This is a genomic window from Amycolatopsis sp. NBC_01286 (assembly GCF_035982555.1).
Lineage (GTDB): Bacteria > Actinomycetota > Actinomycetes > Mycobacteriales > Pseudonocardiaceae > Amycolatopsis.
The window spans coordinates 5,972,502-5,984,901 of record NZ_CP108428.1 but is presented as its reverse complement, the minus strand read 5'-3'; the positions used below and the strand labels follow the sequence as shown (position 1 = coordinate 5,984,901).

Sequence of the window (12,400 nt, the reverse complement as noted above, 5' to 3'; positions counted from 1 at the left end):
TCCTCGAATAGGCCGGTGGTGGTCGGTGCTCAGACGGAGTGGCGGGCGTCGACGATCCGGCCGTGCCGGAGCTCCTCCAGCGCCACCACGGTCGCTCGTGTCTCGGGGTGGTCCTCGCCCAGCACCCGGCGACGGCGGTCCAGGACGTCCCGGTAACCGGCCTCCGCTTCCGCTGTCCGGCCGCGGTGGGCCGCGATCCAGGCGAGTTCGTGCCGGATGACGAGCGTCTCGGGGTGGTCTGCACCGAGGAGCTGCGCACGCAGGTCGAGAAGATCGCGGTAGCCGGTCTCGGCTTGCGCCCACCTGCCTTCCCTGGCGAGGATCCAGGCGAGTTCGTGCCGGGTTCCCAGGGTTCGCTGGTGCGAGGGGCCGAGCACTCGCAGACGGTCTTCGAGGACTGCGCGGAGGACTGCGCGGGCCTCGTCGAGCCGCCCCTGGTTCGCGATCGCCCAGCCGAGCTCATGGCGAGTTATCAGGATGTCGGGGTCGTCGGTGTCCAGAACGCCGGCGCTGTCGCGGAGGACCGCCCGATAGCCCTTCTCGGCCTTGGCCCATTCCTTGCCGCAACCGGCGATCCAGGCGAGTTCATGCCGGCACCTGAGGACGTCCGGGTGCTTGGGGCCGAGCTGCCGCAGCCGGTTCCGGAGGACGTCCCGGTACAAGTTTTCCGCTCCGGCCAGATCGCCCTGGTCCGCGACCGCCCACGCCAACATGTGGCGCAGGCGAAGCACCGTGAGATGCCCGTTCCCCAGCTCAGCGGTGTGTGCCAGGGCGCGCTCGCACAGAGCTCTCCCCGCTCGGCCGGCTCCGCTGAGGTTGAACGCCCAGGCCATGCGAGCGGCGGTTTCCAGAAGCTGGACGAGATGGTCCCGGTCCACCTGCTGCGCGGTGGTCTCCAGAAGGCTCAGCAGATGGGGTCCCAGCAATGCATACTCCGGCCAGGCCGCCGGCTGGTCCGGGGGCAGGCCGGCGACATCGGCGGCGAGGAGGGCGACCGCGGTGTGCCGGATCCCGCCCGGGCGCGGTTCCGGTCCGTCCAGGCTGGCTCGGCCGGCCGCTCCGACGACGGGGTGCACGACGATGCCGCCCGGGGAGCCGTCGTGGATCAGGCCGACCTCCCGCAGGCCCCGCAACGCTTCGTCCAGGTGCCGGATTGGTGGAGTGGTGCCACGCGAGTCCGGCGGACCGGACAGGAAGCCGGCGTCGAGGAGGCCCTCGGGGATCGCGGTGGAGGCGTAGCAGCTGACCAGCTGCAGCACTGGTCGAGCCTGCGGGACTCCGCGCTGTGCCAGCTCGTCCAGGGAGAGTTCCACGGCACGGCCCGTCAGTGCCCCCATGGCTGCTGCGGCGGGACGTTCCAGCCGGTCGGATTCGACGGTCCTACCGACCGCCAGTTCGTATGCGGCGAAGGTGGCTCGCCGGGTGGCTTGCGAACGCAGGTGGCTGCCCGCCAGATGCAGGCTCAGCGGGTGGCCGTCCAGGCGGCGCGCCAGCGCCCTGGCCTGGTCTTCATCGCCCGCCGCCGGCGCCAGTTCGCGCAGTATCCGGGCGGCGTCGCTCTCGTCCAGTGCGCCGATGGTCAGGATCCTTGCCGCTCCCCACATTCGCGGATCGGTCTCCCGGCTGGTCACCAGCGCCCGGCCGTGCGCAGACGAGCGCACCCAGCCCGTCAGATCCTGGATTCCGGCCGGCGAAGTTCCGGTCGCCAGCGCCCGGGGATCATCAGCCTCGTCGAACACCAGCAGCCACCCGGGAGATACGCGGTCGAGCAGCCTCCAGAAGCGGTCGGCGGCGTCGACCGTGCCCCGGGCGATCGCCTCGACGTCGTGCGGGGCCGCGCCCATCTGCCGCGCCACCGTCGTCAGGCCCTGCGACAGGGCGACCGGATCGAGAGCCGAAACCCACCACACCCGGCCGCCCCGGGCCCGGACGTGCTCGGCCAAGGCCGCGGCCACCGTCGTCTTGCCCGCGCCCCCCGGGCCGGTGAGCACCGCGGGCTCTTGCCGTGATCCGCGCGTCAGCGCCAGCAGGTCATCCAGCAGCGCACGGCGGCCGATCAACCGGGCAGGTCCCCCGGAGACGTGGTCTCCGGACCTGTCCTTGAGCGCTCGTAGCCTGACCTCCAAGCCGTCGTCGGTGATGTACTCCTCGACGATCTCGCTGATGAGGATCAGCCGTTCCCGCAGGGTCTCAGCCGCAGTGCGGTCATCATCGCTGGCCACTACCGCTCCTCTTCTGTCTGGGGCGAGCCGATCACCGGGGGTTCCAACTGCCGGCGCAGCCGCTTCTTGACCAGGTGGATGATCTGGCGGACGTTGTTGGGTTTCTTGTGCAGAACCTCGGAAATCTCCGTCGGCGTGTAACCTTCGGTGATCAAATACATCACCTGCTGCTGCGCCGGCGGCAGGCACTCGAGTGTGTTGGCGACGAACTGACGATCTTCCAGGGCCGTCAGCGCCGACCCGTCGGCCGGCAGCACTGACCCGTCCTCGTCGAGCGCGACGGGCTGCAGGCGGTGCCGCTCGTTCTTGAGTCGGCGCCGTGCTGTTTTCATCGCGTAAGCCCGGGGATGGCGTACCCGGCCGGGGTCGGAAACGGGGAGGTGCCAACGCTCGAAGAGCTTCTCCATCGCGTGAGCGACACAGTCGTCGGCGTCGGCTGGGGAAGCCCCTTCCATGACCATCAACGCCTTCACCAGCTTCCGGTATTCGGTACGGAAGAAGTCGTCAAAGCCGCCTGGGTTAAACACTTTCCTGTCCGTGGCGGAGTTGCCGGTGGTGGATTGCTCCTCATCGTGCACCGGAACCCTCCCAGGGTGACCAGCCACCCTGGCCGCACGCGTGGACGAAACCCTTCGGCGGTGGCTCGCGCGTCCCGACGGACACCAGCCTCACCTTCAGGCGGTAACCCGCGGCACGCAACGCCGCGGCCGCCATCACCCCGCTCACGACGCACGTGCCGCAGAACGCGGCCACGTTGTCGAGCTGGGCGAGTGCCTCCACCAGCGCCACCCATCCGACCAGCCGTGCCGGCTCTGCAACGCCGACCATGGGAACAATGCCGTAGTCATCCATATCCGCGTGGCCGTCCTTCGCCTCGTCGATCCATCGATGACTTATAAGAGCGCCTAGCCACCCGATACGTTAAAAGCCCTGGTCACGCCACCGTTCACGATGTCCCCAGCTCGGCGGCTCGACCCGGTCGGCTGACGTCCGCTTATGCCGCGAGGCGAGGGTTCGGTTGACTGTCCGCACGTGCCGACGAGTGGACGTTAGAGTCGATAGGTGGACGATGCGTCAGTGCGGACAGCGCTTCTGGTGGCGAGGACGGCCGAATCCCGCGGTTGCCTGCGGCCGGGCGACTGGCCGGATGTCGCGGTCAGCCTGCTGCTGGAAGGCGCTGAAAATCCCGCGATCGCCGAACTCGCCGGCCTGAGCCGGCAGGCGAACGGGTGGGACACCGAACCACTGGTGGCCGCAGCGTGCGAGCGGCACGAGATCCTGGTTCCCAACTGCGACGAGTCAACGATTCTCCTTGCCCGATTGATGGCCGACGACGTCCGTGCCCGGCCGACCGTGGTCACCGCGCCGATGACCCGCCTCCTTGCCGGGCTCGCGCCCCCGGACTTCGAGTCGGACCTGGCCAGCCGATGCTTCACCGCGGAGGAGTACCTGGATTGCGGCTGCGCCGAGGTCGACCTCGGTTTCGAGGCGGAACTGCAATCGATGCCGACGCTGGGGCTGTCCGCACCTGTCACCCAGGCACTCGCACGACCACTGCGTTCAACGCTTCCCACGACTCAACCCGCATACGGACACCACGAACACTGATCGCGCGAGGTCCGACACCGACAACGGGGACGCAGCCTGCTGCCGCCGACGCACTGACATGCCGACGAGCGCGCAGTGAGTCGTCGCGGACGGTGGAGCCGCCCGCGGGCCGGAGGCGCGGAACGCGGACGATCAGGCGATAACAGGAGGTAGGCTGCTCGCGACTGAGAGAGAACCGTATTGACGAGGGGTAGCCGTGTATGAGCCTGGCGGTCGGAAGCGTCGGCGCCTGGCTGGTCCAAGCCTTTCCCGACATCTCCAGCAATCTGATCGCGGCGGCCATCGGCGGCGTGCTGGTCTGGTCGGCGACGAATGCGAGACGACGCTTCAAGCTGGTTCGCGCGCGCAGGTTCTGGCGGGCGCTGGGCGACCGTCGCCCACTCATCGTGTTGGGAGCGCATGACTTCGGATCGCATCGGCGGTGGGCCAACGCCGGAGTGGTGGGCATGGGCGACATCGGAGCCCTCGTGGAGATCGAAGCGCAGCTCCGCAGGCTGGGCTTCGCCGGGAAGATCGTCGAGTCGAAGCAGCTGTCGCCGCGTGAGCTGAGTTCGGATCTCGTCCTGATCGGCGGCCCGGTGGCGAATGCCGTGACGCGAACGATGATGGCGAAGCTGCGCGGAACGATCTCCTACGACTTCGCCGAAGATCCAGAGCACGAGGCAGCCGTGGTCCACGACCTGAGGTCCGGTCGGTCACTGAGGCCGCAGTACGACGAGTCAGGCTACCCGTTCAGCGACCACGCCTTGATCATCCGGACGCCGAATCCCCTCGCCCCGGACACGTCGGAACTGGTCATCATCGCCGGCTGCTTCGAACACGGCACCGAGGCCGCGGCGGAGAAGCTCGGCGAACGGAAGTTCCTCCGCAGACTCAGGAGAATGAAGCACTTCGAGGCACTGATCGAGACCACCGTCGTGAACGGTGCCCACTACAACACCAAGCTCGTCGAAACCCGGCCCATCCCGGCCGGCTGACATCCGGACCTTCCGAATGCTACGGCGTCGAACCGGCCGGCAGTACCGGGTGTGGCGACAGGTAGGTCGACCTTTGTGGCGTGGCAATGAGTTGCGGACCCTCTACCCGCCATCATGCCGATGACAGCGCCTACCAGTCTGACCGGAGGCCGCGAGGACGGTGAGGGTCCTGCCGAGAACATCAGCCGATCCGACACACGTTCCCTGCTGTAGCGCGAATCGTCGGCGAGCGCCGATTGCATGCCGGTAAATCGATAGTTGACCGGGACGCACTTGCCGCCTTCGTCTTCCCTCTCTAGGTTCAGGGCCTTGCGGGATATCAAGCCGCAAACCAGGCCCTGCACATGGCTGGTAGAACGATCAGCGGAACCGAAAGGCATCGAGTGAAGCAGTCGAGCGTGAAGATCGATGGACAACGGATCACGTGCCTGGAGAGCTCGCCCGATCGCAGTGGCCAAGGCGAACCCGCGGTGATCTTCGTCCACGGCAACTCGTCTTCGGCCAGGACTTGGCTCCCGGTGATGCGGGGCGACTTCGGCAGGCGGTTCCGTTGCGTCGCACTGGACCTGCCCGGACACGGTCAGTCCGAGCCAGCGAGGGACCAGGCCGACTACTCGCTACCGGGCTACGCCGCCGTGCTCACCGCCTTCGTGCAGGAGCTCGGCGTATCGGACGCGATCGTCGTCGGCTGGAGCCTGGGCGGGCAGATCGCGATGGAGGCCGCGCCCGAACTGCCCGACGTCGGCGGCTTCGTCATCTTCGGCGCGCCCCCGGTCGCATCGCCCGCGCAGATGGCGGAGGCTTTCCTGCCGCACCCGGCGATGGCCGCCCTCTTCAGCGCGCAGGTCAGCGAATCAGAAGCGAGGCTGGCCGCCGAGAGTTTCACCGCGCCCGGTTCGCCGCTCGACATCAGTGAATTCGTCTCCGACATCCTGGCCACCGACGGTGCAGCTCGCGCCGGGCTCGGGGCCAGCGCCGGTGCGGGCCGGTTCGCAGATGAGATCGCGATCGTCTCGGAGCTCCGTCAGCCGCTGGCCATCCTGCAAGGCGCCGACGAGCAGCTGGTGAGCCTGGACTACTTACAACAGCTGATCATCCCCGGACTGTGGCGTGACGAGGTTCAGCTGATCCCCGGGGCCGGCCACGCTCCGCACCAGGAGGCGCCGCGGCAGTTCGCCGCTCTGCTGACGGAGTTCATCAGCGATCTTGGCTGCGAGCAGTGACCGGCCCGGAATCGTTGGCACCTGACAACAACCCACAAGTCGCGAACCCCGGGTGCTCGGTGACCTGAGTGGACCGCGGGAGAAATCGCCGCTGGGAAACCTGCCCTAACCGGCTCGCGGTCAGGGCATGCACCGCCGTGGAGCCGACGCCACCGGATCCCGGCCGGCTCATCGCTCAACTACCCGCGCGGCCACGCTGGTACTACACCGAACGATGACAGCAGCGGCAGCCGGCGCTTCGGGTTGTACAGCCAGGACACTCGCAGCATCGTCGTCGAGTTTCGACATCCGCTCATGCCGAGGAGCGGGTGTCTTTGTCCAGGCCGAGAGCCTGGTCGAGTTCTTGCGGAAAGCGCTCGACTACAGCGGTAACAGGTCTCTGACGAGGCGGGACCTCACGTCCCACTGAGCCTCTGCGGCCGACGGCCACGGGAATCCCCCGTTGCTGAAGACCCAGTTCAGATAGGAGACGAACGGCATCGGCGTCTCCCAGACGAACATCCCGTCGACGCAGCTGTCGGGCAGGACGATGCCGTAAGGCGAGCCACCGCTGGTGTTGTCCTTATGGAGCCGGTCCGGTGCGAGGGGCAATTCGAACAGGCCGGCCGTGTCGGGGTCGTCCGTCCGGCGCTCCAGCCACGCGATCCACTCCTCGTCGACGTACTCGCGCATCGACGAGTCGCCGGGATAGCGAGAACCCTCCACCTCGATCACCAGTGGATCAGCGGCCGCCGAGGTGAGCCACTGCGGGTGTGTGCCCACGAGCCAGACGTCCCCGACGATCCGCACCCAGGACAACAGGGTCATCGGCACGGTGCCGAACCACTGCTGCAACCAGTCCGCATAGGCATCCGCCGCCGGGGTCGGCGGTATGTGAGCCGGCACCGGAGCCTGGGCTTCGTCGTTGGTGTGGAAGCGGTAACCGTCGTCGGACAGCCGGGCGACGATGATTTCGATGTTGTGCCGAGCGCGTCGAGCCATCTCGTCGCAGACCAGCTGCGCCTCCTGGGCCAACTCCGGCTCCCGGACCCGGCTGCCGAGCTGGCGCAACTCATGCCAAACCTGTTCTCGCTGCCCGCTTTGGTAGCGGCTGAGCCACCCCGGCGAGGACACCATGCCCCCAATCTTGCACCACCGCCTGCGCCGTTTTGACGTCGGCCGGGACCTGCGCGCGTCACCGGAGATGCACTCCTTCGGCGGGCCCGGCTGACGTCCTGTCATGCGGCTGACCGGTCGTTCTCCGACACGGCTGGCCCCAGGAGACCGCGAGAAGACCTTCCCGATCACGTCGACCGCGTTTTGATGACGCTGTCAGGGCAGCGTCATCAGAACACCAATAACTACTATGAGTAATACCTCGTGCCACGTTGAGATACTGCGCTCAGGGTCGCTGTCGGTGGGCTTTGTTGATCTGTGGGTCCGCGCTGGGGCCGCTGCGGGTCCCCACCCAGAGTCCCGCTGGCACGGATGAAGCGCAGACCGTGTCCGCCGGCTCGACGTCGCCCTTGCCGGGGAGACATAGACCCTGACCTGCAGATATTCCGTCCCCGGTCGTAGCCCGCGCGGCGAACCAAGCTCGCGGTTGCCTCCGCACAAGCCTGAGCCAGCGACGGGAGCACGCTGGTGTACGTGTCCGCGGTCAGGACGATGCTGGCGTGGCCCAACAGAGCCTGCACGGTCTTCAGATCATTGCCCGCGGCCAGGGACAGCGTCGCCGCACCGTGGCGTAGGTCGTGGAACCGCACCGGTGGCAGATCAGCCTTCTCGATCAGCCGTCGGAACGTGTGCGACACATAGCTCGAGCTCCAGTGACTGCCGTTCTCCCGCGCGAACACCCACCCGTCAGCAGCTCCCCCACCTTCACGGCGCTGCGCAGACCGCAGCCGGACCAGCAGCGCGACTGCACGGCACCCACTGCGAAACCTGCCGCCTCATCGAAGCCCGCGAACCGCACCAACGCCGCCTTGCCGAACGGGCCCACCTCGACATCACCGCCCGACACCGCACCGGAACACGGGCTCGTTCTCGCCGCGCACCGGCACACACCTGCGGCCAGCGCGCTGACCGGATGCATCGAACTACGGCTGGGCAACAGCCCGATCGAGATCGTCACGATCACCTGCTGCTCAGCCTGCCGAACCGCAGTCCTCGACCACATCCAGATGGCCGCCGAGTACCTGCCGCCGGGCAGCAGACCAGCCACGGTAGACAGCACTGGAAGCACCTCGGCAGCCCTGTCGGATCTAGTTTGGGCTGCCGGAGCTGCAAGGCCGTGCGGATGCCGACGATCGCGGTCAGCCGCAAGCGCTTCCGCCATCGCCGCTCACCTCCAGCACCACGAGCCCCACCGGAGACACCCGCGCACCACACGCGAGCGAACCCGACCAATCTCATCGAACATCTGTTCGGAAGATGCGAGAGTGACGCCAGTCTGTCAAGTCAAGCCGCCCCACGTCACTCACTCAGGCGAGAAAGATCTACATGTTTTGGCCGACGAAGTCGTTCGCCTAGCTCCGCGACCCGGTCAAGACCAGGAAACTCGTCGTCTTGACCGGGCCCGCGAGCTCGGAAGACCACGTCCCTGACCGTGCTGGCGCGGGCCCGGGGCTGGCGCGGCTGTACGTCCTCCGGCCGCCGAATCCAGGCGATCCGCCGAGCAGATCGCGACAACCCTGGTTGGGCCGCCGAGACGCAGTCTGGCAGCCGTTTCGGAAACTTTCCTCTTCGAGGAAACGCCCTTGTCCAGCGGTGTAGCGCAAGTACCGTCGGCGAAATGGGCGGAGAAGTGCATCGGACGATGCTGACACAAGAACTCAAGGTGCTACGACGCGGACGAGGGGTGCACTCGGACCGCATCGGCCGGCGCCTCGGGCCGGAGCTGCGCCGGGTGTGCTCGGTCTCCGACTCCGACGACGAGCCGGACGTGCGCGACAAGCTGACCGGGTTCCTGGACGCGCTGGCCGGCCAACTGCCCACTGATCTGGGATTGTGCTTCATCGCCGCGTTCGGGTTGGAACCTGACGTCCGGCTTCCCTTCTACCAGCAGCGGCTGGAATGGGCAGCGGCCCGGTTGTGCCGCGAAGTCCGAACCGTCCGGCGCCGGGTGGACCAGAGCATCGAGCGCGCGGCGGAAGTGGCACAGCACCCACGGCACCGACCGCGCGTCGGCGCCGCCCAACGGACGTCGTCCCCGGACCTCGAAGCAACCGTCACCGTGTGGCTGGAACTGCGCCGAGGGGCCGAGCGAGACCTCTCGACGGAAGTCCCGCAGTTCTGGAACGCTGACGACCACACTGTCACGCGGTGTTTCGGCGATATGCGGCTCGCGATGCGCATCTGCTTCCCCGGCAACGACTACCCAGCACGGGACGACCTCGACAACGCGATCAAGTCGGCTTAGGGTCCGAGGTGGAGCTGGACCCCCGAAAACGGCAGTCCGAGCTCGCCGTAGAACGCCTGGGCCTCAGCCAGGCAACGGTCAGCCTCGCTCTGGCGAGGAAGCACCGACGCCAGCCCGGCGAGGGCACGCGCCTGTTCGAACCGGCTGCCACCCAGCCGACCGGACTCCCGCGCCGCTCGATATGCGTCGGCCGCGTCCGCGAGGGCGTTCGCGTGCCGGTAGGTGTCACCGAGGCAGTTGAGGGCCATCGCGAGATCGAGCGGCAACTGGAACCGGTCGAAGGTGAGCAGCGCGCGGCACAGGTGGTCGATGGCACCGGCGAATCGGCCGAGACCGGCTTCTGCGATCGCGATGCCCCGCAAAGTGATCGCGGCGGCCACCTCGGCACCGAGCCGTTCGTGGAACCGCAGGGCCCGCTGGTGCGCAACGAGCGCCCGTGCGAAATCGTCGGCTTCGTGATGCACCCAAGCCAGGTTGCTGAGCGTGTTGCACAGCCCGCGCTCGTCGTCGAGCTCGGTGAACATAGCTAGTGAGGTGTGGAAGCACCTTGAGGCCTCTCCGCTGTCCCCTTTGTCGATGTGGGCGAGTCCGAGGCCGTTGAGCAGGTAGGCTTCTGCGATGCGGTCGCCAGTCCTGCGGGCAGCAGCGAGTCCGGCGGTCTGCGCAGTGATCCATCCGTCCCACATCTTCGTGAGGAACGCGAAGCCCTGCAGTGCGTGCGAGAGCATGGTGCATAGGTGATCGAAGCCCAGCCGGTAAGTGCTCACGCTGAGAGTGACAAGGGTGTCGAACTCCCGGCTCATCCATGTCACCGCATCCTCCCTTGTCGCGGGAGGCGCCCAGCCAGGCAAGGCCACCACTTCGGCGGGCGTCGGGTGATAACGGTGCGGCGCGATCAGGCGGTCGGCAACCTGGGCCACGTGGAGCGAGTATTCCGCCAGTCTCCGGATCTTTTCGCGCTTGAGCTCGGGCGACGCCCGCCGCGCACCGTAAGCGCGGACGAGGTGGTGGAACTCGAAGCGTCCGTCGCGGCCGCGCAGGATCAGGTTCGCGTCAGTGAGCGCCTCCAGCGCGCGGAGCACTTCGCCCGGACGCTGCACCACCATGGCCGAGGCGGCGAAGACGTCGAAATCGACTCCTGGGTGCGCGGCGAGACTCAGGAAGACCTCCTGCTGCGCGACCGGCAGTGCGCGCACAGAGGCGGCGAAGAGTCGAGTCACCTCCCGCTCACCGTCGTCCAAGTCGTTCAAGAGATCCTCCCCGCCCAACGAGGCAAGCAAGGTTCTAGCAGCAGCAACGTCTTGATCGCGGCACCGGGCCGCGGTGATCCTCACAGTCAGCGGTAGCCGCCCGCAGATGCCGACCGTGCGCTCGATCAGCTCGCCGAGCGCGGGTCCGGGGTCGCGGATGTCGCTGACTACACGGAACAACTCGGTCGCCGCATCGGTCGGCAGCGGGGCGAGCTGGACGTGAGGCACATCGTCGAGCGCCGCGATCCGGTTGCGACTGGTGATCAGTACCGCGCAGTGGCCGCTGCCGGGCAGCAGCGAGGCGATCTGGGCGTGGTTGGCCACGTTGTCGAGAACCAGCAGGACGCCCTGCTGACCGACCCGGTCCCGCAGGAGCGCCGCCCGATCGTCCCGATGCCACGAAATGGCCTCCGCGGCGATCCCCAGCCGCCGGAGGCAGCGATCGATCGCCTCGTCCGGGGTTGCGGCCGGCATGTCGGACGTGTGGCCGTGTAGGTCGATGAACACACATCCGCCGGGAAAGTCGACCAGAAGCTCGTTCGCGGCCCGCACCGCCAGAGTCGTCTTGCCGACACCCGGCATCCCGTGAAGTACACAGAACCGGGCGGCACCGGCTCGTCGCCGCCCGGGGGCGAGCAGGCTAATCAGATGCGCGAGCTCCTCAGTGCGCCCCGTGAAGTGCGGTGTATCGCGGGGCAGGCCCGAGACACGGGCGGGAGCTGACGTCGGAGCCGAGGGCGGCTCGACCAACACCAAGTCACTCAGCAGGGTGCCGGAGCGAAGCGCGTCGTCACAGGCCCGGGCGAGCTGGGCCGTGGGCTGGGCCCGGCTGTTCTCCACCTTGCTCAGCTGGCTCTTACTGTAGTGGGCGACCCGGGCCAGCGCTTCCAGAGACAGGCCGCGTTCAAGCCTAAGCTCACGCAGGGCCGCCCCGAACCGGACGTTCTGCTGCGGAAAGCGACCGTCGCGCGAATCCATCCGCCCCTCCCCGGCCGCATCCCGAACTCCTGGATACCCCAAGATTGCCGGCCGGGGCAATGCTTATCCCGGGAGGCGGTCGAAGTCGCCGGTCTCGAAGGACAGTCGGAAGCGCGCGGGCTCGGCAGTCGCCGTACGGTCACCCTTGCCGAATTTTGATCGCCGCCTCACGACCGCGCCGACCTCGAGCCGGACGTCCACGTCCGCAAGCAACGGCGGCCGGTGGACCAGGCAGAGCAGGCTGTGACTGGACGGCGGGATCCCCCGGTCGTCGTCCTCACGCGAAGCGAGGTCCCAGGCGACCACCGAGCGGCCGACGCCGCGGGCGTCGGCGATCCCGTCGAAACCCAGCATGTCGGTCTGCGGCGACGGCGCCAGGTACCGAGCCATTACCTGATCATTACAGAAAGTGATACCCACACTGACCTTCCGGTAACCGCTGTTCTCTTGCGGCTGAAGGTCGAAGGCGAACGTCAGCAGAGAGAACTCCCAGCGCTCCCGCCCGACCTCGTGGACGAACCGGGCGAGGTCGACCGGACCGAGCCGTTCCACGCCGGCCTTGCCGAACTCTACCCACGCTTCGCGGGTCCGACGGCCACCGGCGCCGGCGGTCCCGTCGAAGGAGTACAGCTGGATCCGGGTTCCCCCGGAAGCGTGCTCCGGCATCAGCGACTCCCCTCACGAACTGGCACCGGTTGCGTGACACACTGTGGTCTCGCCGGTGCAGCTCGAAGATCCTACG

General features: G+C 67.7%; 12 protein-coding genes. 4 read left to right on the top strand and 8 right to left on the bottom strand.

The window, feature by feature from the left end; all coding sequences use genetic code 11:
- Positions 1–29: 29 nt before the first annotated feature.
- From OG570_RS28795 to OG570_RS28785, 3 genes are read right to left on the bottom strand one after another with little or no spacing between them, the layout of a single operon-like run.
- On the bottom strand, positions 30–2,222 hold the full coding sequence (locus OG570_RS28795) for a tetratricopeptide repeat protein (RefSeq protein ID WP_326952283.1): 2,193 nt from the start codon (positions 2,220–2,222) through the stop codon (positions 30–32).
- Positions 2,222–2,800, bottom strand: coding sequence for an RNA polymerase sigma factor (locus OG570_RS28790; RefSeq protein ID WP_326952282.1), 579 nt, complete (start codon positions 2,798–2,800; stop codon positions 2,222–2,224). Before OG570_RS28790 ends, OG570_RS28795 begins: the two co-directional genes overlap by 1 nt.
- Complete coding sequence (locus OG570_RS28785; protein ID WP_326950886.1) at positions 2,790–3,074, bottom strand: hypothetical protein; 285 nt, start codon at positions 3,072–3,074, stop codon at positions 2,790–2,792. Before OG570_RS28785 ends, OG570_RS28790 begins: the two co-directional genes overlap by 11 nt.
- Before the next feature lie 210 nt (positions 3,075–3,284).
- Between OG570_RS28785 and OG570_RS28780 the strand changes: the two genes are divergently transcribed.
- From OG570_RS28780 to OG570_RS28770, 3 genes are all read left to right on the top strand, one after another.
- Positions 3,285–3,830, top strand: a complete 546-nt coding sequence (locus tag OG570_RS28780; RefSeq protein WP_326952281.1) for a hypothetical protein — start codon at positions 3,285–3,287, stop codon at positions 3,828–3,830.
- A 200-nt stretch (positions 3,831–4,030) separates the two neighbouring features.
- Positions 4,031–4,807, top strand: coding sequence for a hypothetical protein (locus OG570_RS28775; protein ID WP_326950888.1), 777 nt, complete (start codon positions 4,031–4,033; stop codon positions 4,805–4,807).
- Positions 4,808–5,205: 398 nt separating this feature from the next.
- Positions 5,206–6,030, top strand: coding sequence for an alpha/beta fold hydrolase (locus tag OG570_RS28770; protein ID WP_326952280.1), 825 nt, complete (start codon positions 5,206–5,208; stop codon positions 6,028–6,030).
- Positions 6,031–6,390: 360 nt separating this feature from the next.
- On the opposite strand, the gene OG570_RS28765 is transcribed toward OG570_RS28770, so the two are convergent.
- The 3 genes from OG570_RS28765 to OG570_RS28755 all read right to left on the bottom strand — a co-directional run bounded on the left by OG570_RS28765 (position 6,391) and on the right by OG570_RS28755 (position 8,347).
- Positions 6,391–7,146 (bottom strand): hypothetical protein, encoded by a 756-nt coding sequence (locus OG570_RS28765; RefSeq protein WP_326952278.1) that lies wholly within the window; start codon positions 7,144–7,146, stop codon positions 6,391–6,393.
- A 227-nt stretch (positions 7,147–7,373) separates the two neighbouring features.
- A complete protein-coding gene (locus OG570_RS28760; protein WP_326960194.1) occupies positions 7,374–7,823 on the bottom strand; it encodes a tyrosine-type recombinase/integrase in 450 nt (149 codons plus the stop codon).
- Complete coding sequence (locus OG570_RS28755; RefSeq protein ID WP_326960369.1) at positions 7,799–8,347, bottom strand: hypothetical protein; 549 nt, start codon at positions 8,345–8,347, stop codon at positions 7,799–7,801. The genes OG570_RS28760 and OG570_RS28755 overlap by 25 nt, the downstream gene beginning before the upstream one ends.
- 456 nt (positions 8,348–8,803) lie before the next feature.
- Between OG570_RS28755 and OG570_RS28750 the strand changes: the two genes are divergently transcribed.
- Complete coding sequence (locus tag OG570_RS28750) at positions 8,804–9,430, top strand: hypothetical protein (RefSeq protein WP_326952276.1); 627 nt, start codon at positions 8,804–8,806, stop codon at positions 9,428–9,430.
- Here the strand turns inward: OG570_RS28750 and OG570_RS28745 are convergent.
- Together OG570_RS28745 and OG570_RS28740 are read right to left on the bottom strand one after the other, a co-directional pair.
- Entirely contained in the window at positions 9,427–11,658 is a 2,232-nt protein-coding gene (locus tag OG570_RS28745; RefSeq protein WP_326952275.1) for a tetratricopeptide repeat protein, read from the bottom strand. The genes OG570_RS28750 and OG570_RS28745 overlap by 4 nt on opposite strands.
- A gap of 63 nt (positions 11,659–11,721) precedes the next feature.
- Positions 11,722–12,324: a hypothetical protein gene (locus OG570_RS28740; RefSeq protein WP_326952274.1), complete on the bottom strand. Its 603-nt coding sequence runs from the start codon at positions 12,322–12,324 to the stop codon at positions 11,722–11,724.
- Positions 12,325–12,400 lie beyond the last annotated feature (76 nt).